At 39.3% G+C, this 25,193-nt stretch carries 28 protein-coding genes; 19 read left to right on the top strand and 9 right to left on the bottom strand.

What is annotated here, in order from left to right; translation table 11 throughout:
* Positions 1 to 35 precede the first annotated feature (35 nt).
* A complete protein-coding gene (locus NFS43_RS16370) occupies positions 36 to 1,730 on the top strand; it encodes a M3 family oligoendopeptidase (protein ID WP_251553817.1) in 1,695 nt (564 codons plus the stop codon).
* Positions 1,731 to 1,807: 77 nt separating this feature from the next.
* Here NFS43_RS16370 and NFS43_RS16375 read toward each other — a convergent pair whose 3' ends face one another.
* Positions 1,808 to 3,958, bottom strand: coding sequence for an ATP-dependent Clp protease ATP-binding subunit (locus NFS43_RS16375; protein WP_251553818.1), 2,151 nt, complete (start codon positions 3,956 to 3,958; stop codon positions 1,808 to 1,810).
* A gap of 188 nt (positions 3,959 to 4,146) precedes the next feature.
* On the opposite strand from NFS43_RS16375, the gene NFS43_RS16380 reads away from it, so the two are divergent.
* The gene (locus NFS43_RS16380) at positions 4,147 to 5,199 is read left to right on the top strand and encodes a YkvI family membrane protein (protein ID WP_251553819.1); all 1,053 of its coding nucleotides are present in this window, start codon (positions 4,147 to 4,149) and stop codon (positions 5,197 to 5,199) included.
* 27 nt (positions 5,200 to 5,226) lie between these two features.
* Here the strand turns inward: NFS43_RS16380 and NFS43_RS16385 are convergent, their stop codons facing one another.
* On the bottom strand, positions 5,227 to 5,838 hold the full coding sequence (locus NFS43_RS16385) for a CPBP family intramembrane glutamic endopeptidase (protein ID WP_251553820.1): 612 nt from the start codon (positions 5,836 to 5,838) through the stop codon (positions 5,227 to 5,229).
* Between the two features lie 142 nt (positions 5,839 to 5,980).
* Between NFS43_RS16385 and NFS43_RS16390 the strand changes: the two genes are divergently transcribed.
* Positions 5,981 to 6,100, top strand: a complete 120-nt coding sequence (locus NFS43_RS16390) for a DUF6254 family protein (protein WP_251553821.1) — start codon at positions 5,981 to 5,983, stop codon at positions 6,098 to 6,100.
* An 85-nt stretch (positions 6,101 to 6,185) separates the two neighbouring features.
* Here NFS43_RS16390 and NFS43_RS16395 read toward each other — a convergent pair whose 3' ends face one another.
* Entirely contained in the window at positions 6,186 to 6,380 is a 195-nt protein-coding gene (locus NFS43_RS16395; RefSeq protein ID WP_251553822.1) for a YkvS family protein, read from the bottom strand.
* Positions 6,381 to 6,600: 220 nt separating this feature from the next.
* Between NFS43_RS16395 and NFS43_RS16400 the strand changes: the two genes are divergently transcribed.
* From NFS43_RS16400 to ptsP, 6 genes are all read left to right on the top strand, one after another.
* Complete coding sequence (locus NFS43_RS16400; RefSeq protein WP_251553824.1) at positions 6,601 to 6,795, top strand: hypothetical protein; 195 nt, start codon at positions 6,601 to 6,603, stop codon at positions 6,793 to 6,795.
* Positions 6,796 to 6,898: 103 nt separating this feature from the next.
* The gene (locus NFS43_RS16405; protein WP_251553825.1) at positions 6,899 to 7,852 is read left to right on the top strand and encodes an AAA family ATPase; all 954 of its coding nucleotides are present in this window, start codon (positions 6,899 to 6,901) and stop codon (positions 7,850 to 7,852) included.
* Positions 7,849 to 9,045 (top strand): DUF58 domain-containing protein, encoded by a 1,197-nt coding sequence (locus NFS43_RS16410; RefSeq protein ID WP_251553826.1) that lies wholly within the window; start codon positions 7,849 to 7,851, stop codon positions 9,043 to 9,045. Before NFS43_RS16405 ends, NFS43_RS16410 begins: the two co-directional genes overlap by 4 nt.
* A gap of 35 nt (positions 9,046 to 9,080) precedes the next feature.
* Entirely contained in the window at positions 9,081 to 10,274 is a 1,194-nt protein-coding gene (locus NFS43_RS16415; RefSeq protein WP_251553827.1) for a hypothetical protein, read from the top strand.
* A 230-nt stretch (positions 10,275 to 10,504) separates the two neighbouring features.
* Positions 10,505 to 10,771 carry a phosphocarrier protein HPr gene (locus tag NFS43_RS16420; protein WP_251553847.1) on the top strand — a complete coding sequence of 89 codons (267 nt, stop codon included), beginning with the start codon at positions 10,505 to 10,507 and terminating at the stop codon, positions 10,769 to 10,771.
* Positions 10,771 to 12,483 (top strand): phosphoenolpyruvate--protein phosphotransferase, encoded by a 1,713-nt coding sequence (ptsP, locus tag NFS43_RS16425; protein WP_251553828.1) that lies wholly within the window; start codon positions 10,771 to 10,773, stop codon positions 12,481 to 12,483. Before NFS43_RS16420 ends, ptsP begins: the two co-directional genes overlap by 1 nt.
* Positions 12,484 to 12,603: 120 nt before the next feature.
* Here ptsP and NFS43_RS16430 read toward each other — a convergent pair whose 3' ends face one another.
* Positions 12,604 to 12,750: a hypothetical protein gene (locus tag NFS43_RS16430; RefSeq protein ID WP_251553829.1), complete on the bottom strand. Its 147-nt coding sequence runs from the start codon at positions 12,748 to 12,750 to the stop codon at positions 12,604 to 12,606.
* Positions 12,751 to 13,059: 309 nt separating this feature from the next.
* Here NFS43_RS16430 and NFS43_RS16435 point away from each other — a divergent pair, with 309 nt between their 5' ends.
* From NFS43_RS16435 to NFS43_RS16455, 5 genes are all read left to right on the top strand, one after another.
* The gene (locus tag NFS43_RS16435) at positions 13,060 to 13,695 is read left to right on the top strand and encodes an FMN-dependent NADH-azoreductase (protein WP_251553830.1); all 636 of its coding nucleotides are present in this window, start codon (positions 13,060 to 13,062) and stop codon (positions 13,693 to 13,695) included.
* A 113-nt stretch (positions 13,696 to 13,808) separates the two neighbouring features.
* Positions 13,809 to 14,594: an SDR family oxidoreductase gene (locus NFS43_RS16440; protein WP_251553831.1), complete on the top strand. Its 786-nt coding sequence runs from the start codon at positions 13,809 to 13,811 to the stop codon at positions 14,592 to 14,594.
* Between the two features lie 75 nt (positions 14,595 to 14,669).
* Positions 14,670 to 15,143, top strand: a complete 474-nt coding sequence (locus NFS43_RS16445; protein WP_251553832.1) for a hypothetical protein — start codon at positions 14,670 to 14,672, stop codon at positions 15,141 to 15,143.
* A gap of 111 nt (positions 15,144 to 15,254) precedes the next feature.
* Positions 15,255 to 16,136, top strand: a complete 882-nt coding sequence (locus NFS43_RS16450; protein ID WP_251553834.1) for an NAD(P)-dependent oxidoreductase — start codon at positions 15,255 to 15,257, stop codon at positions 16,134 to 16,136.
* 71 nt (positions 16,137 to 16,207) lie between these two features.
* On the top strand, positions 16,208 to 16,393 hold the full coding sequence (locus tag NFS43_RS16455) for a hypothetical protein (protein WP_251553835.1): 186 nt from the start codon (positions 16,208 to 16,210) through the stop codon (positions 16,391 to 16,393).
* 125 nt (positions 16,394 to 16,518) lie between these two features.
* On the opposite strand, the gene NFS43_RS16460 is transcribed toward NFS43_RS16455, so the two are convergent.
* The 3 genes from NFS43_RS16460 to NFS43_RS16470 form a co-directional block, all read right to left on the bottom strand.
* The gene (locus NFS43_RS16460; RefSeq protein ID WP_251553848.1) at positions 16,519 to 17,670 is read right to left on the bottom strand and encodes an aminotransferase A; all 1,152 of its coding nucleotides are present in this window, start codon (positions 17,668 to 17,670) and stop codon (positions 16,519 to 16,521) included.
* A gap of 110 nt (positions 17,671 to 17,780) precedes the next feature.
* Entirely contained in the window at positions 17,781 to 17,981 is a 201-nt protein-coding gene (locus NFS43_RS16465; RefSeq protein WP_251553836.1) for a hypothetical protein, read from the bottom strand.
* A gap of 171 nt (positions 17,982 to 18,152) precedes the next feature.
* Positions 18,153 to 18,632, bottom strand: a complete 480-nt coding sequence (locus NFS43_RS16470; protein WP_251553837.1) for a YkyB family protein — start codon at positions 18,630 to 18,632, stop codon at positions 18,153 to 18,155.
* Positions 18,633 to 18,888: 256 nt separating this feature from the next.
* Here NFS43_RS16470 and NFS43_RS16475 point away from each other — a divergent pair, with 256 nt between their 5' ends.
* Together NFS43_RS16475 and NFS43_RS16480 are read left to right on the top strand one after the other, a co-directional pair.
* Positions 18,889 to 19,869 carry a PAS domain-containing protein gene (locus tag NFS43_RS16475; RefSeq protein ID WP_251553838.1) on the top strand — a complete coding sequence of 327 codons (981 nt, stop codon included), beginning with the start codon at positions 18,889 to 18,891 and terminating at the stop codon, positions 19,867 to 19,869.
* Positions 19,820 to 21,031: a putative bifunctional diguanylate cyclase/phosphodiesterase gene (locus tag NFS43_RS16480; RefSeq protein ID WP_251553839.1), complete on the top strand. Its 1,212-nt coding sequence runs from the start codon at positions 19,820 to 19,822 to the stop codon at positions 21,029 to 21,031. Before NFS43_RS16475 ends, NFS43_RS16480 begins: the two co-directional genes overlap by 50 nt.
* 53 nt (positions 21,032 to 21,084) lie before the next feature.
* On the opposite strand, the gene NFS43_RS16485 is transcribed toward NFS43_RS16480, so the two are convergent.
* Together NFS43_RS16485 and NFS43_RS16490 are read right to left on the bottom strand one after the other, a co-directional pair.
* Positions 21,085 to 21,960 carry a metallophosphoesterase gene (locus NFS43_RS16485; protein WP_251553840.1) on the bottom strand — a complete coding sequence of 292 codons (876 nt, stop codon included), beginning with the start codon at positions 21,958 to 21,960 and terminating at the stop codon, positions 21,085 to 21,087.
* Between the two features lie 163 nt (positions 21,961 to 22,123).
* The gene (locus NFS43_RS16490; RefSeq protein WP_251553841.1) at positions 22,124 to 22,936 is read right to left on the bottom strand and encodes a C39 family peptidase; all 813 of its coding nucleotides are present in this window, start codon (positions 22,934 to 22,936) and stop codon (positions 22,124 to 22,126) included.
* Between the two features lie 177 nt (positions 22,937 to 23,113).
* Here NFS43_RS16490 and NFS43_RS16495 point away from each other — a divergent pair, with 177 nt between their 5' ends.
* The 3 genes from NFS43_RS16495 (at position 23,114) to NFS43_RS16505 (ending at position 25,098) form a co-directional block, all read left to right on the top strand.
* The gene (locus tag NFS43_RS16495; RefSeq protein WP_251553843.1) at positions 23,114 to 24,325 is read left to right on the top strand and encodes an EAL domain-containing protein; all 1,212 of its coding nucleotides are present in this window, start codon (positions 23,114 to 23,116) and stop codon (positions 24,323 to 24,325) included.
* Between the two features lie 70 nt (positions 24,326 to 24,395).
* Positions 24,396 to 24,632, top strand: a complete 237-nt coding sequence (locus NFS43_RS16500) for a hypothetical protein (protein WP_251553844.1) — start codon at positions 24,396 to 24,398, stop codon at positions 24,630 to 24,632.
* A 229-nt stretch (positions 24,633 to 24,861) separates the two neighbouring features.
* On the top strand, positions 24,862 to 25,098 hold the full coding sequence (locus NFS43_RS16505; protein WP_042455977.1) for a YkuJ family protein: 237 nt from the start codon (positions 24,862 to 24,864) through the stop codon (positions 25,096 to 25,098).
* Positions 25,099 to 25,193 lie beyond the last annotated feature (95 nt).

The following is a 25,193-nucleotide window of genomic DNA, read 5'->3' on the forward strand; positions in this document are numbered from 1 at the left end:
ATTAACTGATTACTTCAAGAGGGGGATGTCAAGAAATGGGATTTGAAAGCTATACATATGTCCGTCCTGATTTATCGGAGGTAACTTCAAGGTTTGAAACGGCATTAAAGCGTTTTCGCACTGCTGAGTCTGCTGAGGAGCAATGCCATGCCATGGATGAGATCAATCAGATCAGAAATAACATAGGAACAATGTTTAATTTGTGCAATATCCGTCATACGATTAATACAAATGATGAGTTTTATAAGGAAGAACAGGATTACATGGATGAGCTTGAGCCCGAAATTGAAGGGTTAGAAACGAAGTATTATCAAGCACTTGTCCAATCAAAATTCAGGCCTGAGCTTGAAACCAAGTTTGGCAGGCAGCTGTTTGCCTTGGCTGAAAGCCAATTAAAAACATTTAAGCCGGAAATTGTGCCTATGCTCCAAAAAGAAAATCGCTTAGTGACAGAATACACGAAATTAGTGGCATCTGCTAAAATTCAGTTTGAAGGTGAAGAGCGGACGCTTGCCCAGATTGACCCATTTATTGAATCGACTGATAGAGACATGCGAAAACGGGCGAGTGAAGCAAAATTTGGTTTCTTTGCTGAACATGAAGCAGATCTGGACCGTATTTATGATGACCTTGTAAGGGTGCGGACAGACATTGCCAAAGCATTAGGGTTTAAGGATTTCGTTGAGCTTGGCTACCACAGAATGATGAGGACCGACTATAATGCAGAAATGGTGGCCAATTTCCGCCAGCAAGTAAAGGACTACATTGTTCCGATCGCTGCGAAACTAAAGGAGCGCCAACGGGCACGTCTCGGTCTCGAACAATTAAAGTATTATGATGAAAATATCGTATATCAGACCGGAAATGCTGTGCCAAAGGGAAGTCCAGAATGGATTATAGAAAATGGCCAAAAGATGTACGAAGACCTTTCGAAGGAAACAGGTGAATTTTTTAGGTTCATGCGGGAGAATAATCTGATGGACCTTGTTGCAAAAAAAGGGAAAGCCAGCGGGGGCTATTGCACCTATATTGAGAACTATAAAGCACCCTTTATTTTTTCAAATTTTAACGGGACATCTGGAGATATTGGCGTACTGACACATGAGGCCGGCCACGCGTTTCAAGTGTATTCAAGCCGCCATTTTGAAATTCCGGAATACAACTGGCCAACGTATGAAGCCTGTGAAATCCATTCCATGAGCATGGAGTTCTTTACTTGGCCATGGATGGACCTGTTTTTTAAAGAGGATACCGATAAATATAAATTTTCTCATTTAAGCGATGCCTTGTTATTTCTCCCATACGGGGTGTCAGTGGATGAGTTCCAGCATTGGGTATATGAAAATCCTGAGGCTTCACCGAAGGAGCGGAAACTAAAGTGGCGTGAAGTTGAGAAGAAATATTTGCCGCATAAGGATTATGATGGATTTGCGTATTTAGAAAATGGCGGATTCTGGCAGCGCCAAGGCCATATTTATAATTCTCCTTTCTATTACATTGACTATACCCTTGCGCAGATTTGTGCCTTCCAATTCTGGAAACGTTCAAGAGAAAATAAGGAAGAGGCATGGGGAGATTACCTAAATCTTTGCAGTCTGGGCGGTAGCATGTCATTTACTAAGCTTGTAGAGGCAGCCAATTTAATTTCACCATTTGAAAATGGCTGTGTGGAATCAGTTGTTGGAGAAATTGAAAATTGGCTGAACTCAGTAGACGATAAGAATTTATAAAAAAGAAACGAAGTACGCGGCGCAAAAATAAACGCCCGATTAGCAATAGAAAAGCGAAGCCACACGGCTTCGCTTTTCTATTGGATTGTAACGGCATCGGCGGTCACTTTTAATTCGCCGTTTTCTATGATGGCTGACAATTTATTGACTTCTGGCTGTTCGAGTATAAAGTCGGCAATTTTATCTTCGAGCTGTTCTTGGATGACACGTCTTAGTGGACGTGCTCCAAAGGCTGGATGATACCCAAGCTCTGCCAGTTTTTCTTTGGCATCGTCTGATATGGAGAATTGAATATTTTGTTCTGTTAGAGCTTCTTGTAGTTCTTGAATCATTAAATCTACAATGGATAAAATATGCTTTTTATCAAGAGAGTTAAATTCAATGATGCTGTCGAAACGGTTTAAGAATTCCGGCTTAAAGAAGCTGCCAAGTGATTCGAGAATATTTGCCTCTTCTACTGCTTCACTTGTTCCAAAACCCACATGGATCGGTTTATAACCCGTTCCAGCATTACTTGTCATGATGATGACAGTGTCTTTGAAGCTAACCACTCTGCCTTGGCTGTCAGTCAAACGGCCATCTTCTAGAATTTGCAGGAACATATGCTGTACATCAGGATGCGCTTTTTCAATTTCGTCCAATAGGATAATACTATACGGGTTTCTGCGCACCTTTTCTGTAAGCTGTCCTGCCTCTTCGTGGCCGACATAGCCAGGAGGGGAACCGATAAGTTTTGAAATGCTGTGTTTTTCCATGTATTCACTCATGTCAAGCCGAATCATTGAGTCTTTTGTTCCGAACAATTCTTCAGCTAATGTTTTAGTTAGTTCCGTTTTACCGACACCTGTAGGCCCAACAAATAAGAAGGAACCAATTGGCCGGTTTTTTGATTTTAACCCGGCCCGGCCGCGGCGAATGGCTTTCGCCACTTTACGGACGGCTTTTTCTTGGCCAATGACCTTTACATTTAGAGCGTCTTCAAGGTTTTTCATTTTGGCCTGTTCATCCTGCTGCAATTTACCTACAGGGATTCCGGTTTTTTGTTCCACAATCTCTTGAATAAGAGAAACAGTCACAACTGGACGTTCTGAGCTAAAGTCATTGTTTAAGGCTTTCTCTAATTTTGCTTCTTCATCCCGCAGTTTTGCGGCCTGTTCATATTTCTCTTGTTTCAATGCTGCCTCTTTTTCAGCGGCAATTTCTTTTAGACGTGTCTCGATCTGTTCCTTACTCTTATAATCCGATGTCAGGTTTAATTTAGAGCCTGCTTCGTCCATTAAATCAATCGCTTTATCTGGTAAGAAGCGGTCTTGGATATATCGCTCCGATAATTGGACACATGCTTGGATGGCTTCGTCGGCATAGGATACTTCATGAAAGTCTTCATATTTTTTCTGAAGACCTTTTAAGATTTCAATCGCCGCTTTTGTACTTGGCTCTTGAATATGAACCGGCTGGAAGCGTCGTTCCAGAGCGGGATCTTTTTCAATCTGACGATATTCTTTCAACGTTGTGGCACCAACCACATGCAATTCACCGCGGGCAAGAGCTGGTTTTAAAATATTTCCTGCATCCATTGAACCTTCAGCTGAACCAGCACCAACCAGTAAATGAATTTCATCGATGAACAGGATAATGTTTTTGCGTTCTTGTAATTCGGCAATTAATTGCTTCATTCTTTCTTCGAATTGACCTCGTATACCCGTATTGGCAACGAGAGAAGCAACGTCCAGTAAATAAACCTGTTTATTTTGTAATTTTGCCGGTACATCGCCATCTGCTATTTTCAAAGCAATGCCTTCTGCAATCGCCGTTTTACCCACACCTGGTTCACCGATTAATACGGGGTTATTTTTATTTCTTCTATTTAAAATTTCAATGACTTGCTTGATTTCTTTATCCCGGCCAATAACTGGGTCAATTAACCCTGCCCGTGCCATTTGTGTTAAGTTCCGGCCAAATTGATCGATAAATCCTCCATGGGCTGCTTTAGATCCAGTTTGAGGCTGAAATTGTCCTGACATCCCTTGGCCCTTTGTTAGGTTTTGAAATAAGTCTTCAAAAGAGGAGCCTGTGAATGGATTAAAATTCATCCCCATTCCTGCGCCTATGGATTGCTTTTCTTTCACATAGCAATCATGGCAAAGAATCAGCTCTTTTTGTTGGCCATTAATATTCACTTTTAATTGTACATTCGCTTGATTCTGATGGCATCGTTGACAAAGCATAATAAAAACCTCCTTGTTATTTAGCTTTTATCAATTTGACTTTGACTATCTTTGACTTTCTGACTACAGTATACTCTGACCTTTTTTGACTTTCAAGAGATTTGTCTAAAGAAATTGTTTCCAATTAGGGAAAAAGCTCGTCATTGTTTGTCCCATCATTCATATATTGGTGATAAGGGGGAGATGGTGTGAGAAAGAACTGGAACCAGGCCTTTCAAATTGCTGCAGTTTATGTTGGAACAGTAGTTGGGGCTGGATTTGCCACGGGAAGAGAAATTGTTGAATTCTTTTCCCGATATGGTTTCTTTGGCTTCATTAGTATATTAATGAGCGGCTTTCTGTTTATCATTCTAGGTTCTAAGCTTATGCGGACAGCTGCTCAAATTGGGGCAAAATCGTATCAGGAGTTCAATAACTATTTATTCGGCAGATGGGCTGGTTCTGTCATCAACCTACTGATGCTGTTCATGCTTCTGGGGGTATGCGCGGTGATGCTTTCGGGTGCAGGGGCTGTCTTTGAGGAACAACTAGAAATCCCTAAAAATATGGGAATTCTTCTGACAATCATTCTTTCATATATCGTGATGCTGCTTGGCACGAGAGGCCTATTTGCTGTAAATGCGTTTGTTGTTCCGTTAATGGTTAGCTTTAGTTTATTCTTGATGGTTTTATCACTAAAGCTGCCGAATTTCGTACAGCAATTTTTGTACATTCCGCCGTCAGTTGTGGGCTGGAAGACGGCCATATCTCCATTTTCCTATGCAGCATTAAATCTCGGATTGGCACAAGCTGTTCTAGTGCCGATTGCGACAGAGGTAAAGAATGATTGGACCATCAAGTGGGGAGGGATATTAGGGGGACTGGCATTAACCTTCATTTTAATTGGGAGTCATGCTACATTAATCATGCTGCCAAACGTAGAATTATATCAAATCCCAATGGCCATCATAATGAAAAATTATGCTCCATTTTTGTATGGGATTTTTGTTTTAATTATTTATGGGGAGATATTTACCTCAGTGATTGGAAACGTATTTGGTCTTGACAGGCAATTGCAGCAGTATAAACAAGTTCCTGCTGTGATTTCAGTCACCGCCATTTTTACCGTTTCTTATCTAATCAGTTTAGTAAACTACGGTACACTTTTGTCCTATCTCTATCCATTATTTGGCTACATATGCATGACCTTTTTTGTTTTGCTTTGGATGAAGCCTTATCCGCCGGCAAGAAAAAACTATTGAAAAACAGCTGCCCATTTAGCAGCTGTTTTATTTTAGAGGCAAAATAATAAAAATCATGATATCAAAAATAATATGAGAAACAATGGTCAATGGCATGCTTTTTTTCCAATAATATAAAAACCCCCAAGCAAGCCCTGAGAGGAAGGAAGCAAGCATTAGTAAAATAGAACCCGAATAAAGATGGACAGAGGTATAAAGGAGGGAACCAAGCAATATTCCCCAGACAGGTTTGATGTAACGCAATAGTCTTTTTTGGATAAATCCTCGCCAAAATAGTTCTTCACCAGGTGCCGCCACTAAAATAAGGGCGAGGTACTCCCAAAAAATAGATGGGGCATACCATTTATAGAGCTGCCGAATTTCTTTTGTAATCGGCAGTTGAATCGTATGCATCATTTTTATTCCTAACCAAAAAATGAAGAATAAAAGTAATCCTGAAACGATCCCGTACAGGAAATATCGGAAAAAGGATAATTGGTCATCTACTTCAGATTGATACATGGCGTAGGCAATTAAGATAAGTATAGAGCCTGAAAAGATATACCAAAATATCGACTTATCATGAAAAGAAAAGTAAATAAGCAAATGTGCGATTAGGAATCCGATGATGATACGAAAGTCAAGGAACAGTTTTTTCATTTTGTAAGCTCCTTTGTCAAAATCAATAACATACATTTTAGCAAATAATAATTAAAAAGAAAATGAATTCATTCTCCATTTTAACCAAATACTTAAATAGTAACAGCAGGAATAAAAAATTGCAGGGAAGGAGTGAGGCCTTTTGAGCAAGTCGAAACGCCAGGAAGAAAGAGAGTGGGCAATAAGAAAGCAGGAGCAGAACCCACACGGGAAAGTACCATCCTTTAAACAATTGGCGAAGGATGTTGAGCAAGATAAATAATTCATCAAACAATAGGGACTGTCCAAAAAGAGAAAGGAGTCAGACTCCTTTATGGACAGTCCCAGGTAACTGCATTTAATTGTTTCTAACTGTTAAAAGCGCTTTCTTTGACAACCTTATAATTTTTGTGATTTACCACTGTACGCTGATCTAATTCCAAATCCCGATAATTATCCATATATGTTAAATCAACAATCACCGAATTCTCGTTCACTTTTTCCACAATACCTTGAAGACCACCGCGAAATTCTATGATATTCCCTACCTCCGCTTTTTTCAAATTGCCTCTCTCCTTTATTATCAATCTTTTTACTATTTAAATAACAGTTTGCACCATTTTTCTCCATTCGTAAAGGGATTAATTATACAATTTCGTTAATTCTGCAGTTATTTTTCGATATTCATGAAAGCCTTTTCTTTGGCTAAGGGAATTTCACCTCATTTTAATTGACTTGCCATGCAGTATATAAGATACAATATAATAGTGAGGTGGCGTACAAATGAAAGAAGAACTTGTTAATGACGTATTGAATCGGCTAATGACAGGGGAACTGTCTGAGTATTTTGTTAAAAATGAGGATTTTATGGATTTTCGCAAAGTTCTTGTCAAGCGCAAGGATTTTAAACATTTTCGTGGGATTGCCCAAAGGAATGGCGATGTTTTATACCAATATTTAGAAGAACAAAGAAGTTAACTGACAGGACCTTCGATTAAAGGTCCTGTTTTTTGTATGTGAAAATTCATAAATTTTGATAAAATAGATGTTAAAGCCTATAACAATAACGGGAGTTGATGGAATGCAGGCAGCCGAAAAAATAGATCGTTTAAAACAAGAAATAGCGAAAGTAATCGTTGGGAAAGAAGCAGAAATAGAATTAATGGCTATTTCCTTATTATTCAATGGCCATATTTTACTTGAAAGTGTCCCAGGCACGGGGAAAACAATGCTTGCCAAAAGTTTTGCTGCCGCGATTGGCGGTAAGTTTTCCAGGATTCAATTTACACCAGATGTTCTTCCTAGCGACATTACTGGGATCCAGTATTTTAATCCAAAGGTGCAAGAGTTTGAATTGCGCCCTGGACCGATTATGGCCAATATTGTTCTGGCAGATGAGATTAATCGGGCAACACCAAGAACACAGTCCAGTTTATTAGAGGTTATGGAAGAGAGACAGGTAACAATAGACGGAATTACCCTTCCAATACAGACTCCGTTTATGGTGATTGCCACACAGAATCCGGTCGAATCACAGCAAGGAACGTTCCCCCTTCCGGCTGCCCAAATGGATCGTTTTTTTATGAAGCTGAACGTGGACTACCCGTCCTATGACGATGAGCGGAAAATGATGCAGCTTCAGCGCGGAAAACAACAACAGGAAAAAAACTTTCAAGTATTTACCGTAAACGAAATTGAACAATTAAAAATAGCAGTCAGTGAAACCCGGATTTCAGAGGAAGTGGAAGCCTACCTTCTCTCGATCGTAAGGGAAACCCGCAATCATCCTGATATTGAATTAGGCGCCAGTCCCAGAGGAACATTAGCGTTAATGAGAGCCTCACAGGGTAAAGCTTTTTTAAATTCTCGCAGCTTCGTGATTCCGGATGATGTAAAATTTGTGGCTCCTTTTGTACTGCGCCATCGGATTCACTTGTCGATTGAAGGGGCACTAACAAAAACACCAGAAGAAATCATTTCTGAAATCATTGAATCGTCTCTTGTTCCAGTGGAAGCAGGAGGTGCAAATGGATGAAATGGAACAAATATGTGATGGAGGAGGGGAAAATCTCAGGCAGCATTTTTGTGGCAATTCTCCTTATCATGATCAGCCTATACATGCAATCGAAACTAGTCCTGTTCGTTGCTGTCTTTTTTCTTTCGGCTGTCCTAATCAATCGGGTTTATTTAAAAAAGGCTGGGAATCAGTTTTATTTTGAAAACTCAAATGAAAAACATCGGATGTTTATTGATGAAAAAGGGATATGGAGATTGAAATTTCAAAACGAAGGGGTTCCGATTCTTAAAGGTGAAATGAGAATTACGTTTGACCACTTCGTTGCCCCTGAAGGAGAACATGCAAGCTCAAGCCTTTCTATATTCGAAATATCTGTGCCTTTTACGTCATTCACCCATCAAACAAGGGAAATCTTGATCCCCTTTTCAGCTCAATCCAGAGGTATCGCAAAAATCCGTAAACTCGAACTGCGTATCCCAAGTTTGTTTGGCTTTGGCGAAACTTTGTTAGAATTTAACCCATTTATTAAGCAGCAGACGGTCGTTTATCCTAACCGTATGCCTGTTAAAGGATTAAATGAGCAGTTATCGGTCTGGCAAGGAGAGAGTCCGGTTCCCTATTCGATTTATCAGCATCGGAATGGTCATATTGGTACAAGAAATTATGTCCCTTCGGACAGCTTTAATCAGATTCATTGGAAGGCGACTGCCAAAAGGCAAGTTTTGCAAACGAAAATATATGAAAAAATAACGGATAAGGGGACAGCTTTAGCCTTTAACATTTCAAATGGCCATTCCATGTCAGGGCATCTTGAGGAATACTTGAGCTGCATTGCCGAGTTTGCCTACTTTGCCTTTCATAAAAACATTCCCTATCTGTTATGCATAAATGTACGAACCTCTGGGAACGTCCCATTTGTCTATTTGCCTAAAGGGGAAGGCAGGGAGCATTTGCAAAAAGCTCTGGAGATTTTGGCATCAATCAGTACATATAGTACGAGTGTATCCTATCAGACAATGCTTGCCTTTTATCAGCGGCATTTGGCCAGCCTGCCAGTACTGATTCATGCCGGTATCAGAACGGAAGAGAACAATCAAAGCTTTGTATATGAATCCCAAAAAGGAGTCCGGCTTCTGGAGTTAACAATAGAGAAAGAGCATGGCCGGCTCGCGCCTTTAATGATGGTAAAAGAAAGAAGGCGGTTCTCATAATAAAAAAGCTTGCTCTCCTAACCTATCAATTCAATATGGAATTGTGTGCTGGTATCCTATTTATTTTCTTATTTTTTATCAATATTAAGGAAATACCGCCGATTATGGTTTTGCTTGCGTTATGTCTACCTAGTTTTGCAGCATATATGATCGTCATGATGAAGATACCATCAAAAGCAAAATATGTTTATTTCATTGTGATCTTCCCGCTATTGCTCATAGCTGGGAACATAAGTGGATTCCCGCTGTTTACCCTCGCGCTTTTAGGGTTATTTATTTATTGGCGGGGAACTGTCCTATATGAAGAAGATATGGTTCAGTATAATCATGCATTATTACTGCTGCTCGCTTTTTTATTTGGAGTGGCTGCGATTATTTACTCGGCTTTGAGCGATTATCCATACCAAAGCTTCCTTCTCTATTTTCTTATTCTCCAGCTGATTATAATCTTGATTGGAGGATTTTTAAATAAGTGGATGACTATTACTAATGATAAAGCAAAGTTTGTCCTTTACTTTGTTAAACTTCTCTCCATTATGGCTGGAGCAGGATTAGCTGTTACCTTCCTGTATAAAGTGATAAAAATGGGTTTTTTTGGTATTTTAGAATCTGCAGCCTGGCTCTTTTCAAGTCTTGTTGTTCCCATTTTTGGTTTAATTCAGTTTTTAATGAACCTTATTAAACAGGATGACTATAAATTTGATCCAGAACCTGCTGAATTTCAAGGTGGTGCAGGAGAATATACTGCGGATCACACTTTCTTTATTACAGAAGAATGGCTGACATTTTTTTTCATGATCGTAGTGACCATCGTTATTTTCTTTCTTATAAAAACAAAATTAAAAAATTCTGGACATACGGGTGTTTCTCCATACACAGTGGAAATTTTGCAAGGCACTAATTTGTCCAGTACTTCAGCACGCAGGCGCAAGAAGGGAAACGCGCCGGAAGATCTTATTAGAAAAGAAATTTTCGAACTGGAAAAATATGCAGATAAACTTCGTTTAGGCCGTTTGCCATATGAAACGCTTGGGGAATGGTGGGAAAGGGTTGGGTTAACTGGTTCAGAAAAATCAAAGAATATTTATCAAAAGGTCCGATATGGGGAAGAAGTTTCTTCAAGTGAAGATCAGGCAATTATGAAGGAAGAAATTTTGAACTTAAAACAGCAGCTGAAAGAATTGGATAAAATGGATAAGAACAGGAGGAAATTGTTGCGGAAAAAGTAACAAAATTGTGACAAAATAGCTGGAATTAGGGCTTTTTCTGCCAGAATCAGACATAATACATGTAAAAAGAATTTTTCGCTCATTATTTCACAAATTTTGAGTCTTTCTAGTTGTCGAGACCTACAGAAAAATGCTATTCTATCATTTGTATGAAATGGCTGAACAAAGCCAAAATAGAAAAAGGTAATTCCCTTTTTTGCGTATTTTAATTTAAAGGAGTTTGATTGATGATGGCAGAAAAACAATTTCATGTAGTTGCTGACACCGGCATTCACGCAAGACCGGCAACATTATTAGTACAGGCAGCAAGCAGATATAATTCTGAGATTACTTTAGAGTACAAAGGGAAAACAGTTAATTTAAAATCAATCATGGGTGTAATGTCTTTGGGGATTGGCAAAGGGGCAGATATTAAAATTAATGCAGAAGGCAACGATGCTGATGATGCATTAAACAGCTTAGAGGAACTTTTGAAAAAGGAAGGTTTGGCTGAATAATGGCTTTCTTAAACGGGATTGCTGCATCAAATGGTATCGCTATTGCTAAAGCATACCGTCTAGTAGAACCAAATCTTTCCTTTGACAAGACTACTGTTGAAAATCCTTCCGCTGAAGTAGAACGCTTTCGCGCTGCAATTGCAAAGGCAAAATCAGAGCTTGAAGTGATTCGGGATCGTGCAAAGGTTGACCTTGGACCTGATAAAGCCGCAATCTTTGAGGCTCATTTGCTTGTCTTAAGCGACCCAGAGTTAAATTCACCCATTGAAGATAAAATACAAGCAGAAAAGGTAAATGCTGAATCTGCCCTTAAGGAAACGGCAGATATGTTCGTCATGATGTTTGAACAAATGGATAATGAATACATGAAAGAGCGCGCCGCAGATATCCGTGACGTAACCAAACGTGTATTGGCCCATTTGTTAGGTGTTCAGCTGCCAAATCCAAGCATGATTGCAGAAGAGGTTATTATTGTGGCTGAGGATTTAACACCATCTGATACTGCCCAATTAAATCGCCAATTTGTAAAAGGTTTTACGACCAATATTGGCGGACGCACTTCACATTCTGCGATTATGGCCCGCTCGCTGGAAATTCCGGCTGTAGTTGGTACGAAAGAAGCCACTGAAGAAATTAATAATGGAGATTTAGTCATTGTTGATGGACTTAAAGGGGAAGTACATATTAACCCAACTCCAGAATTAGTGGAAGAATATCGAAATGTCCATGAACAATTCGAAAAGCAAAAAGCTGAGTGGGCAAAATTGATCAATGAACCATCTGTTTCTGCGGATGGCCACCATGTAGAATTAGTTGCCAACATCGGCACACCTAAGGACTTAAAGGGTGTTATCGAAAATGGCGGCGAAGGTGTCGGATTATATCGTACGGAATTTCTATACATGGGAAGAGACCAAATGCCTTCAGAGGACGAACAGTTTGAAGCTTATAAGGCTGTTTTAGAAGGTATGGACGGAAAGCCTGTAGTTGTCCGTACACTGGATATTGGCGGGGATAAAGAGCTGCCATATTTAAATCTTCCTAAAGAAATGAACCCATTCCTAGGTTTCCGAGCGATTCGCTTATGCTTGGAGGAACAGGATATTTTCCGTACGCAGCTTCGGGCGCTATTAAGAGCTAGCAGTTATGGAAATCTAAAAATCATGTTCCCAATGATCGCAACTTTAGGTGAGTTTCGGGATGCCAAAGCCATTTTGGAAGAAGAAAAGCAAAAGCTTCTATCTGAGGGACAAAAGGTTGCAGATAAAATCGAATTAGGGATAATGGTAGAAATTCCATCGACGGCTGTCCTGGCAGACCAATTTGCTAAAGAGGTTGACTTCTTTAGTATTGGAACTAATGATCTGATTCAGTATACTATGGCTGCAGACCGTATGAACCAGCGTGTTTCTTATTTATATCAGCCATATAGTCCTTCTATCTTACGCCTGGTGAAAATGGTTATTGATGCATCACATGCCGAAGGCAAATGGACGGGCATGTGCGGTGAAATGGCTGGAGATGAAACAGCTATTCCAATCCTATTGGGCCTTGGACTCGATGAGTTTTCAATGAGTGCCACTTCCATACTGAAAGCTCGTTCACTGATCAAGAATTTGAAAAAGTCCGATATGGAAAAGCTGGCTCAAGAAGTCATTAATATGCAAACTACCGACCAAGTAATTGATGCAGTAAATGCTGCAATTAAATAATATCTAGTCAGATATAAAAACAAGACCGGCTTTTAGCAGCTGGTCTTGTTTTTTGATTTGAGAAATAATTAGGCCATAAAAAAGGATTTGCCGTTTGACAAATCCATCCCAGTTCGTTATTTATTCATTGGTTTCAAGAGAATAAGGATTCTTTCCAATGTTTTTGCGCATGTCATCTGTCATTAAGAAAGGCTCATTTACAGCATGATTGTTTTCTGCTGGACTTGGCTGCAAACTTCCATCATAATGGAATGGCTTTTGTTCCATGCTAAATTCACCTCCAGATAGGTTTATCTTGTACAAGTTTGAAATAAATTATCAATCAGCATCGCTGACGTTCATCCCTATAAAGGAAACAGGCAATCAGGAATTTAGGGACTTTCTGCCTATAATTATACACTATATGTCCCATCGACAACAAAAATATTTTGAAAAGTAGGAAAAGTTTACTTGATTAAAATTGCCCATTCAAAATTGGACAAAATTTTATTCTTTCATTATTTCTATGGTTAATAAGCAATCATTCGTTTCAAACTAGAATGAAGCAAAATAACTAAAATGAAAGGGGATTAACAAGTGGCGCAGATTTTGTACATTACGGCACATCCTCATGATGATTCACAATCGTATAGTATGGCAGCGGGGAAGGCGTTTATCGATACGTATAAACAAGTAAATCCAAATGACGAGATTATTCATCTTGATTTATACAAGGAAAATATCCCTCAAATTGATGCAGATGTGTTTAGTGGATGGGGGAAGCTCCGTTCCGGCCAGGCCTTTGATGACCTCTCACTAGAGGAAAAGGACAAAGTCGGCAGGTTAAATGAGCTAAGTGACCAGTTTGTTGCAGCAGATAAGTACATTTTTGTCACTCCATTGTGGAATTTTTCATTTCCGCCCATTATGAAGGCATATCTCGATTCTGTAGCAGTTGCCGGCAAAACCTTCAAATATACACAAGAAGGCCCTGTTGGGCTGTTAACTGGCAAAAAAGCGCTGCATATCCAAGCTAGAGGAGGATTTTATTCTGAGGGGCCTGCAGCTGAACTAGAAATGGGACATCGTTATATCAAAATTATCATGAGTTTTTTTGGCATTCCTTCTCTTGAGGGATTATTTGTCGAGGGGCATAATGCAGTGCCTGAAAAAGCCGAGGAAATTAAGGCAAATGCCATTAACCGAGCTAAAGATCTTGCTCATGTTTTTTAATATTCGATTCTGCCGGGACGGTTAACTGTCTCGGTTTTTTTGTGTTTATCAGACTATTCTTTCTATTGTATGTTGTATAATAACCTTGTAACAAAAAAGGAGGAGAAATGAATATGGATTTCAATCTAAAAGGAAAAACTGCTCTAGTTGCTGCCTCAAGTCAGGGGCTTGGGTTTGCTATAGCGGAGAAGTTAATAAGGGAGGGAGCAAATGTAGTCATTTCCGGCCGTGACGAAACTAAATTAAAGCCAAAAGCAGAAAGGCTTAATAGTATAGGAACCGGAAAAGCTATTTATCAGGCGGCAGATCTAACAAGGCCCAGCGATATAAAGCTGCTTGCAGCTAGATGTATTGAAACCTTTGGAAGAATTGATATGCTGGTTAACAATGCGGGTGGACCGCCAGCAGGCGAATTTGTGGAATTGTCTGATGATGTTTGGCAGGCATCATTTGAATTAAATCTATTGTCTTATATACGGTTGATTAGGGAGACCCTCCCTTACTTAAAACAGCGTGGAGGAAAAATCTTAAACATCGCTTCCTCCTCAATAAAGGAGCCGATTCCTGGTTTAATCCTATCGAATACTTTTAGAACAGGGATCATTGGGCTTTCCAAAACGCTGGCTTCCGAGCTTGCTCCCGATAATATCCTGATTAACACAATAGCTCCTGGAAGGATTGCTACAGACAGGGTAAAACATCTTGATCAAGTTAATGCCGACAAACAAGGAGTAGACATAGGGGTAATCGAGGCACAAGCCAAGTCAGCCATCCCATTGAAACGCTATGGAACGCCCGAAGAATTTGCTAATGTCGCCGTATTTCTTTTATCTGACGCCAATTCGTATATGACAGGCAGTGCATTCTTAGTAGATGGCGGCATGGTCAAAGCAATATAAATATCGATATTTACCTCTTTAATGTTTATCGGAAGAACTATTTGGCGATGGTAAACATATAAAGGAGTGGTAAACATGGAGGCAAAAATTCGAATCTATGCAATGATAGTCATAATTTTTGCTGTTGCATTAACGATCACCGGATGCGGCCAAGTCTTTTCTAATGAATTAATTGTTAATCGGTATGCAGATGCCTTGCTGACGAAGAACAATGAACTTCAATTTAGATTTCGAATTAATAATGAAATATTGGAGGGTCATCAATTATATAAGGTAAAGGTAACGATTCATGATGCAAAGCTGGCAGCCGCAATCGGAAAACATGAGATTGTTTATGGTGATGGCCAAGTTTTAAATGGAGAATATATCGAGGTAAAGAGCAAAAGTGAAAAATATATTTTTATGGATCCGATTCCTTTAAAACGTGATTTACATATTCATGAACTTCACGACATGATTGAAAACAACCATGCCGTTTCCATCGAAGTCTATAACAATAAACAAGTATTTGGCAGAGCCTATCTCACCAATTTTTCTTCAGAATTATAATGGAGTCATCATTTCACACCGGGACATTCTAATAGTGCCGGTTTTTTATTGCCATTCATACTTGCTGCCATGCTAAAATGAATAAGAATATAAAGGAAAGGATCGATTACATTGCTTACACCAGAAAATACAGTGGTTGGATTTATTGGAACGGGCGTTATGGGCAAAAGTATGGCAGCCCATATACTAGAAGCGGGTTATTCTTTAATTGTAAATTCCCGGACGAAACAAAAAGCGGCTGAGTTATTGGAAAAAGGGGCACAATGGGCTGATTCACCGAAGGAAATAGCTGAAAAGGCTGCAGTGGTGATTACTATGGTTGGCTATCCCGCAGATGTGGAAGAAGTGTATCTAAGCGAATCAGGTTTGATTGCGAATGGAAGGCCTGGCTGCTATTTTATTGATATGACAACCTCTTCCCCGTCGCTGGCAGTTAAGATTTTTGGTGAGGCTGCCAATAAGGGAATGGCAGCCATTGATGCTCCTGTTTCAGGAGGAGATATTGGTGCAAGAGATGGAAAACTTTCAATTATGGTCGGGGGAGAGACAGCAGCTGTTGAGGCTGTACGTCCAATCCTCATGCTTCTGGGTACGAATATTGTCCACCAAGGAAAAGCCGGTGCAGGACAGCATACAAAAATGTGCAATCAAATTGCCATTGCGTCCAATATGATCGGGGTTAGTGAGGCAATTGTTTATGCAGTAAAAGCAGGCCTTGATCCCGAAAACGTATTAAAAAGTATTACAACAGGCGCCGCCGGAAGCTGGTCATTAAGCAATTTGGCCCCAAGAATGTTAAAAGGAGATTTCGAACCAGGTTTTTACATAAAGCACTTTATTAAGGATATGAAAATTGCGCTGGACGAGGCGGAAAAAATGGAAATGGAAGTGCCAGGATTAACTTTGGCGAAATCACTATATGAGCAATTAGTCCAACGCGGGGAAGAAAATAGCGGTACACAGGCACTTTATAAATATTGGTTTATTGACTAACGGACACAAAATGGAAGGAATAAAAACCCCTTATTAAATTGAAAATAAAGTACAGATAGGGGGAATGATGAATGGCTAAACGTACAAAAAAGAACGATCCACAGCAGAAGAACAAAAAAGGCTTTGATTCAGCAGCCATAAATGCTGAATTTGCCCATGAAATGGGAGCGGCCGATACTAACAAAATCCATCATGATAAGGCCAAAAAAGCAAAAGCAGCCAAAAATAATGGGAAATATAATGGAATGAATCCTTAGCACCAAAAAAGGCTGTCCAAAAAGCAAAGAGGTCAGACACCACCCCGAAATATATAGAGGGTATTTTGAACCATTCTATATATTGGTCTAGGCGTGGTGTCAGCCCCCCCCTTAATGGACAGCTGCTATTGACTGATAAAATATTTTTCGATTCTATCGAGCCCTTCCTGCAAATTGGCCATGGAACAAGCAAAGGATAACCGAAAATACCCCTCACCAAAGCGAGAAAACGCACTTCCGGGAATAACTGCTACTTTCGCTTGATTGGCAAGTGCAAGAGCAAAATCAAAACTATTCAATGAAATTTGTTCTGGAATTTTCACGAAAAAATAAAACGCCCCATCCGGCATTACAGCATCAAGCCCCATGGCATGTAATCGCTGATCAACATAATCTCTTCTGGCCCTGTATTCCTTTCTCATGGCCTCAGCATCATTTATCCCCGCCGTCAGCGCCTCATAGGCCGCTTTCTGTGCTATTGAATTTGCACATGACACGTTATATTGATGAACCTTTAATATATGTTTAGCAATGGATTTTTGTGCAAATAAAAAACCAATTCTCCATCCGGTCATTGAATGTGATTTTGACAAACCGTTAATCACAATTGTCTGCTCCTTCAAAAATCCGGCAATGGATGTATGCTCATGGCCGAAGGTTAGCTCACTGTAGATTTCATCAGCCAAGATAAAGATGTCCTTTCCTTTTACAAAATCGGCGATTTCCTTTAACTCTGCTTCCGTTAGGCTGACTCCCGTCGGGTTTGAAGGGTAGGGAAGCACGATGCAGCGTGTTTTTTCAGTAATGAAAGGTTTCATCGCTTCTAATGTAAACCGGAATTGATGGCTTCGGATATCTACATGGACGGGCACAGCGCCCATCATCCGAATCACCGGTTCATAACCTGGGTATACAGGTCCTGGCAGCAATACTTCGGTTCCCTCCGTCAGGATGGTTCGAAAGGCAATATCGATTGCTTCACTCGCCCCAAGTGTAACAATCACTTCTGTTTCAGGGTGATAGTGCAGATTGTACTTATGGGCCATAAAATCACTAGCAGCCTTTCTTAATTCTATGGTTCCTGCATTATGCGTATAGGAGGTAAAATCATTTTCAATCGCTTTTATGCCAGCTTGTTTAACATGTTCAGGGGTCGGAAAATCGGGTTGTCCGATGGTGAATGAAATCATTCCCTCAACATTGGCAACCATATTAGAAAATTTTCTTATTCCCGATATTTCAATGTTTTTCACTCGATTATTGATCAGATTCTCCAATAGCTGTCCATTCCTTCCCGAAAAAATACTATCCTGCTTCATTAGATTCTATCATAAAAATGAAAAACAGTCCGCTTAAGCGGGCTGTTTTCATCAAGGAAGTCTATATGTTAGTAGCCATAATCCCAGTCTACATCATCAGGATGCCAGTAAACTGGAGAAACGGCTCCTAAATTCACTATTTTACTTTCTAATTTGCAATTGCACGTTTTACAGCCGCATTGCTCCTTGATTTCTTGATAGACGGAAATATCAATATCTTCAATAAAAGTCACATGCTCGTCTTGAAAAAGAATGGCAGTACCACTCATCTTGAAACACCCCTTAAAAATAAATATATCCTTGCTATGAGTTAATTGTAATGCCGGTACTTGGAACCGTCTATAAGGTTGTGATAACGTTCACAAAATGCTCAAGAAAGGGTGCAGAAAGCGGGCTGAAAATGAAAAGTAAACATGGTCGATTGTGATTGCCAACCTATTTTAAGAATATCTCTCGCCTAATTTCTTGAAAATTGGTTTTTGATAGGATGGTTGTTTTTTGGTCGGGTTAGAAGGAATATGGTCTTGTTCCTTGATTCCTGTATAAGATTGCAAAATAGCCTTTGCTGTATGGAGTGATAGCGAGGCCTTTGGATTTCTTACCCTTCCATCTAATTTCCCTAGATGGGGAAGATGAGTAAAGTCAGTTTTGGCAGGAGGCATATGGAAAAGATACATTCCGCATTCCACTAAAACATCAGACTGCTGCTGACTGTTTCGTGGGTTTTTAGAAAAATGCAGACCGATTTTTTTGGCTTTCCCTTCTTGAATTAACTTTTTTAATGATTCTTGTTTTAGTTTATAAAGAAATTTGGGGTTTGGCGCTGTCTTAGCATGGCGATTCACGATAAAGACAGCTTGCGCGAGGGTATCAATGGTTAGATTTGTTTTATTTTGGGGATATCTTTGATCGGGATTCAAAATAGGGTCTCCTTTCTTTCTTTTAAGAACAACTACATTATACCGTTTTTTTACGGAAATAGAAATATGTCTCCTAGTATTTTAACACTAAATATAGTGTTTTTTAACTATTGACAATGATATTTTAGCCGACTTGGCCTTGGATAATTCAAAATTGTAATAAATTTTTGTAAAATAATCAATTATTTTTATTCTTACTTACATTCTTCCGAATTCATTGTAAAATATTAATCATAAATCAGGAAATAGAAATTTGTTGGCAAAAGCAAATTTAAGATTTGAGGATAACGACATGAACGATATGAATCAGTTTATGACAAATGAACTAGTTACGGGAAAGTCAGCTTCAAAAATACAAAAAATCATTTTTGATATTATTTTTCAGCATATACATGATATGGTTTTTGTTATGAAGGTTGAAAGCGGACCAATTTTTCGTTACTTGTTTATTAATGAAGCCGGAATGTCTAAAGCAAACCTATCCACAGAAGTGATCGGGAAAAGTTTTCAAGAAGCTCTGCCCAGGAACAGGGCTTCTATTCTCCAGCGAAAATATGAAAAATTGTTGAAAAACGAGAAGGTTACGAAATTTGATGACCACTTCTTTTATAACGGAGAATATGAGGTTTACGGAGAAACCATTCTAACGCCAATCTTCAATGAGTTAAACGAGATTAGTTATGTGGTTGGAGTTACAAGGGATATCACGGAAAGAATACTGGAAAAGAAAAAGATGGCCCGAAATGAACAGAGGTATCGTTCCATTGTAGATAATAATTTAGATGCGATTTTTTCAATCACTCCAATGGGGAAAATACTCGAGGTCAACCCGGCTGCCGCCATGTTGACCGGTTATTCGGAAAAACAAATGACCAGCAGGTCTATATATGATTTAATCCACGACACGGATTTAGATAAAATCAAGAGTATGATAGAAAAGACTTGTACAGGGCACCCGCTTGAATCTTTGGATTGCAAAATTATCCATAGCAAGGGGCAGCAGCTCATTGTCCATATTAAGACGGCGCCAATTGTAATTCATGGCGAAATTGATGGACTTTTCGTAATATTAAAAGATTTGTCGGAACATGCGAAAAATATGGAAATGATCAGGTTTATGGCGTTTCATGATCAATTAACGGGACTGTTTAATCGAAGGGCACTGCTTGATCATTTAAAATGCTCAAATGGATTCACCTGCAAAGAAATCGCAAGAATTTGCACTCATCTCCATTGATTTGGATCGTTTTAAACACTTAAATGACACACTTGGACACCTCGCAGGGGATGAAATATTGAAAGGTGTTGCTGTCCGTTTATCGCAGTTTCAAAATAACCAATGCCTTCTTTACCGGATAGGCGGTGACGAATTCAGCATCTTGCTGTTAAATACCAATAGACAGGCAGCAAGCAGATTTGTCAGCAAGGTGTTTCATTTATTTTCGCAATCCTTCTATTTCAACTCTCAAGAATATTTTATTTCCCCAAGCATTGGAGTCAGTATGTATCCTTTAGACGGCAAGGATGCTGAAATGCTAATAAAGAATGCGGATGAGGCTCTCTTTCAGGTCAAGGAAAGGGGAAAAGCGCATTACCAATTTTACCGGACGGATATGAAATCTGTTTTTACCAATGTGGTTACATTAGAAACCCAGCTTCGAAAAGCGATGGAAAAACAAGAGCTTAGCTTGTTTTATCAGCCGCAAGTGACCGTTATGAATGAAAAAGTGAAAAGCTTTGAGGCGCTCCTTCGTTGGAAAAATAAAGATTTTGGCTATATACCGCCAAGTGTGTTTATCCCTCTGGCAGAAGATACCGGTCTTATCATTTCAATAGGATACTGGGTTATTGAACAAGCTTGCGGTCAAATAAAACGTTGGAATGAAAAGGGTTATTCAGATATCCGTGTGGCCGTTAATATATCACCCAAGCAATTTCAACAGTCAAATCTTGTTCCGTTTATCGAGTGGGCAATAAAAAATTATCAAATCTCTCCTGCTTCGCTGGAAATAGAAATTACGGAAGGGGCAATGAGTGATACCAGTGAAACCATCCCGATTTTAAATAAATTAAAGAGGCTGGGCATTTCCATTGCAGTTGATGATTTTGGGACAGGTTATTCCTCTTTAAGTTATTTGAAGCAATTTCCTATTGATGGACTAAAAATCGATCAGTCCTTTATAAGAGATATTTTGACTGATGAAAAGGATGCTGCTATTACCACTACCATTATTCACCTGGGAAAAAGTCTTGGATTGGAGGTCATTGCTGAAGGTGTAGAAAACCAGCAGCAGAAAGACCTTCTTTTAAAGGCTGGATGCCACAAAATTCAAGGATATTATTATTCAAAACCCATTCCTGAGAACGAGCTGGAGTCTCTTTTTTTAATGCCCCAATGAACTTGATAACAAGAGGCTGATTAAAAATAGCGGTTTAAAAGCCAAATCAGTCTCTATTTTTTATCAGTACTCAATGTATATACTGTTAATTCCGGCTCCGCCATGAATCTAAATGGAAGTCTGGTGGTTCCAATCCCTCGATTAACATAGAGATGAAGCTGCTGGCCTGTTCCAATTGTATAGAGCCCCTCAGGGTAAGCTTGACCAAAGGGAGGGGTTACTAAAGCTCCAACAAAAGGAATTTTCACCTGGCCGCCATGACTATGACCGCTGATTTGCCAGTGGATTCCGTATTTGGCAGCTGTGTCCGCAAGGTCGGGTGCATGGGAAAGCAGCAGTTTAAACTGGTTATCGGGGACATTTTTTAAAGTTTGGGTAAAATCAGGTTTGCCAAGCATGGCATCATCTATGCCCAATAAACAGATACTGCTCCCATCAGACAGTCGAATTGGCTGGGCTTGATTTAAAAGAACGGTGAAATCAACCGTTTCCATAATATTCCTATATAACTCTGAGCCATAGCCTCCATGGTCGTGGTTGCCAAACACACAATATTTCCCCAAAGGGGCAGTTAATTTATTTAGGATCGGCAATAGTTCATTTATTTGGGTAAATTTATTAGGTTCGTCCATTAAATCTCCAGTAAAGAAAATAATGTCCGGATTTAGCTGGTTAATTTTATTAACTAGTTTTTTAAGCTGCGAAAGGGTAAATTGGAAGCCTAAATGTGTATCGCTAAATTGGACTATTTTTATCCGGTCAAAACTTTTTGGGATTAATGGATGTTTAATTTGCAGTTCTTGTACATCAAGAAGGGACGGCTCGATGCGGTTGGCATAGAAAACGCCTCCTGCACCTATGCCTAGAACGGCTAAGATGAATCCAATGAATCGTTTTACGAGAATTCTTCTTGTCCATTTATGGGACATATTTCACTAAACCTCCTTTGGAAAATTAGTGGCAGCCATTGCAGCGTTTTCTAATATCTCCGTTTGGTTTGCAAGCAAAAAGGTTTTTATATGTTTTTATTCCAAAACTAAAAAGAACATGCATACAGAAGCCAAAAGATGCCCTGTATCATGTTCTTTTTTACTATCTGTAGCTGACTGCCCGGCTTTGCATGGCCTTCCAGACAGTAATAAATTGATTTTTATTTACTTTCACCTGTTTTCTCCCAGAAAGAGGATCATTTAAATAAACATGGTTGGCATCATAACCAACTAGGACCACCACATGCAAGTCGAGCGGTGTTTTAATGTATTCCCTTCCGTGGTTCCATCCTTCCCAGCGATCAGGGAGGCGGTAATCTCCAGTTGTCCAAACCACAACTGGGTAACCGCTGGATACATGCTGCAAAAGTTGGTTAAAAGGCTGATTGGTGAGATTGACCGCCCGGCCAGGAAGTTTTAGATTAATTAATTCAATCATCGGGCGATCAAAGGCAGCATATCCTGCTGTTCTGCCTGTCATGTCGCCCACGAATCCATCCTGTGGATTACCCCAGCGAATGATATCGCCATTAGCCCTCACCAGTGGATCAGGGTCTTTTTTTATCAAACGATAAAGTTCCATCTTATTCGTATTGACACCGGCATATTGAAGCATCATGGCAAGGCTTGTTACTTCACAGCCGTACCTTAGCTCCGGATTTTGTTTAATCAGGACAACATCAAGCATGGCCGATTCCTTTGCAGGCAAAACGACTTCTTCCGTTTCGTTTTCTTGTTTTTTTATCTGGATGACTTGATCTTGAAGATCATCTATCGTGAATTGTCTCTGAATACGCTGATTTTCTTTTATTGTTTGCTCTGGTTGTGAATGTGGTGTTCTGGTCTCAATGGCTGCATCAAAATGATTACAGCCAAACATTGGAAGGATTGAGGCAATGAACCACAACTTTTTCAAACATAACCCTCCTTTGAAGAGCTTCGGCACATATGGACCATTTTGATTTGGCCAGTCGGCTTCTGATTATTATTTGAGACATCGAATTTTGTTATAATGGTTTTCTTTTGGCAAAGAACGAGCAATCGTTCCTTGGCGTATGGTATAATGAGGAAAATCTTTTTTGGAGGTACCGGGATGGATGCTTTGGAAATTCTCTCTAATCTCGACAGTGTATTTCCGTATTTCCAACCGATCTTTAGTGCCGATGAAATGCTTGTAATTGCCTATGAAGTATTAGGGAGATTCCAATCAGAAGGAGAAATTATAAGCTTGGGCTCGTTTTTCGATGATGATGAAATACCGGATGAATATAAATATGAAGTGGATTTGCTATTAGTAAAAAAAGCCCTGGAGAAAGCCTTGGAATTGGATGAAGATGTCAAAATTTTTCTGAATCGGGATGCCGATTTACTTATGTATGATTATGGAGAGTCCTTTTTACAGGAGCTTTTGGCATTTGAAAAACGAGGATTAAGTTTATCCAGAATTGTACTTGAAATATCGGAACATCAATATCAAGGAGATTTGGATCAATTCGACAATTTGCTGCATTATTATCGGACATATGGAATTAAGATAGCCATTTCAAGGCTGGGACGGGAAGGCTATTCTTTTACAAGAATTGGCCGTCTGGAGCCAGACATATTAAAAATTAATTTACAAGCCCTTAAATCGACTTCAACAGGAACCAACTTCAATGATGTGCTGTTCGCCATCTCGCTGCTGGCTAGAAAAATTGGCGCAGACCTGTTGTTTGAAAATATTGAAATGAGTTATCAGCTGCAGTTTGCTTGGAAAAATGGCGGCCGTTACTACCAAGGATTCTATTTGTCTCCTCCTGCTAGTGATTTCGTGGCGCCTGATATGTTAAAAAATCGGCTGAAAGAAAAATTCCATGATTTCAACCTCTACGAAAAACGTAAATTGGAAGCTGTCTATTCAATGGCAGAGGTGTTACAAACAAAGGTGCTTGAGATTGTGGTAAAAAACAAAAAAGCCGGCTATGAGGAGCTGCTTAGGGCAATTGCCAAAGAGATGGATGAAATGGCTTTTCGCATGTATATATGTGATGAGGATGGTTTCCAAGTATCAGGCAACCTTTTTAAAGGGGATGACAGCTGGCACACACAGATGGAATATTTAAATAAAAACTGGAGCTGGCGGCCGTATTTTTTAGAAACCATCATAAAAATGAGAAATGACAGAAAAGGGATTCTCTCTGATTTATATTGTGACATTGAAACTGGAGAATCCGTCCGTACCTTTTCTTTGCCGGTATTCGAAAACAATTATTTGTTTATTGATATTTCGTATCGTTATCTTTTCGAGCATGATGATTTGCTGTAAGAATCCACCTGCATAGTTTTTGTCAGTAAGAGGCATTTTAACATTACATTTATGTAAAGGAGAATGACTCATGAATCTGTTTGAACTGACTATTGCGATTGTGATTGCGGGCCTTCTTGCCATTTCACTTGTTTATTCATTTCTCAGCGGAAGGCAGCAAAGGACAGCAGACGGGAATATGGATTCTCAAATAGCGAAACCAATTCAAAAACATGCCTATATTAGTAATCCAATATTTGTGTCATATGGCATCTTTTTTGCCTTGCTCTTATTTATCATTTTTTTTATTGCTACAGCTTTTTATTGATAGGTCTCTCGTTCACCGTGGAGACCTATTTTTCTTGGCAGGATGAAAAAATCATGCATTTTTTTCATTTTTACTTGGACAAATGGAATCCATTAATTTATTCTTTTTATGAGGCGTTTATTTTTAATGGTACCAACTAATGGAAACCATTGATACAATAGGATAGAAACAGGCCATTCCGAGAAACCTAATCGTAGAAGCTTGTTTGTGTTTGAAAGGAGCAGGAGTTATGTCACAACTTCAAGGTATATTAACAAGACTGAAAAATCTTCAAGAACAATCAAATAATGGTGAACCTACCCAAAGGTATTTTGAGGTAAACGGAGAAAGAAAATGTCAGGTAACCTATCATCCAAAGACGGAAACATATGAGCTGGAAGTCTACAATGACAAGGAAAAACCGAAACGATATCAATTTGATAATATTGATATGATCACAATTGAAATTTTCGATTTGATTCAGTAAAAGGAACCTTTAGGGTTCCTCAGGCTGTCGAAAAACCTTCGACAGCTTTTATTTTATCTTTATTCTTTATTAATTCACCGCGTTAATATGATATA

The organism is Neobacillus muris (genome assembly GCF_943193175.1).
Lineage (GTDB): Bacteria > Bacillota > Bacilli > Bacillales > Cytobacillaceae > Neobacillus > Neobacillus muris.

Coding starts and splice junctions, on each gene's coding strand:
- NFS43_RS16370 (WP_251553817.1), top strand. CDS start 36: ATGGGATTTGAAAGCTATACATATGTCCGTCCTGATTTATCGGAGGTA.
- NFS43_RS16375 (WP_251553818.1), bottom strand. CDS start 3,958: ATGCTTTGTCAACGATGCCATCAGAATCAAGCGAATGTACAATTAAAA.
- NFS43_RS16385 (WP_251553820.1), bottom strand. CDS start 5,838: ATGAAAAAACTGTTCCTTGACTTTCGTATCATCATCGGATTCCTAATC.
- NFS43_RS16400 (WP_251553824.1), top strand. CDS start 6,601: ATGAAAGAAGAACTTGTTAATGACGTATTGAATCGGCTAATGACAGGG.
- NFS43_RS16405 (WP_251553825.1), top strand. CDS start 6,899: ATGCAGGCAGCCGAAAAAATAGATCGTTTAAAACAAGAAATAGCGAAA.
- NFS43_RS16410 (WP_251553826.1), top strand. CDS start 7,849: ATGAAATGGAACAAATATGTGATGGAGGAGGGGAAAATCTCAGGCAGC.
- NFS43_RS16415 (WP_251553827.1), top strand. CDS start 9,081: ATGGAATTGTGTGCTGGTATCCTATTTATTTTCTTATTTTTTATCAAT.
- NFS43_RS16420 (WP_251553847.1), top strand. CDS start 10,505: ATGGCAGAAAAACAATTTCATGTAGTTGCTGACACCGGCATTCACGCA.
- ptsP (WP_251553828.1), top strand. CDS start 10,771: ATGGCTTTCTTAAACGGGATTGCTGCATCAAATGGTATCGCTATTGCT.
- NFS43_RS16430 (WP_251553829.1), bottom strand. CDS start 12,750: ATGGAACAAAAGCCATTCCATTATGATGGAAGTTTGCAGCCAAGTCCA.
- NFS43_RS16440 (WP_251553831.1), top strand. CDS start 13,809: ATGGATTTCAATCTAAAAGGAAAAACTGCTCTAGTTGCTGCCTCAAGT.
- NFS43_RS16445 (WP_251553832.1), top strand. CDS start 14,670: ATGGAGGCAAAAATTCGAATCTATGCAATGATAGTCATAATTTTTGCT.
- NFS43_RS16455 (WP_251553835.1), top strand. CDS start 16,208: ATGGCTAAACGTACAAAAAAGAACGATCCACAGCAGAAGAACAAAAAA.
- NFS43_RS16465 (WP_251553836.1), bottom strand. CDS start 17,981: ATGAGTGGTACTGCCATTCTTTTTCAAGACGAGCATGTGACTTTTATT.
- NFS43_RS16480 (WP_251553839.1), top strand. CDS start 19,820: ATGGATTCACCTGCAAAGAAATCGCAAGAATTTGCACTCATCTCCATT.
- NFS43_RS16485 (WP_251553840.1), bottom strand. CDS start 21,960: ATGTCCCATAAATGGACAAGAAGAATTCTCGTAAAACGATTCATTGGA.
- NFS43_RS16495 (WP_251553843.1), top strand. CDS start 23,114: ATGGATGCTTTGGAAATTCTCTCTAATCTCGACAGTGTATTTCCGTAT.
- NFS43_RS16500 (WP_251553844.1), top strand. CDS start 24,396: ATGAATCTGTTTGAACTGACTATTGCGATTGTGATTGCGGGCCTTCTT.
- NFS43_RS16505 (WP_042455977.1), top strand. CDS start 24,862: ATGTCACAACTTCAAGGTATATTAACAAGACTGAAAAATCTTCAAGAA.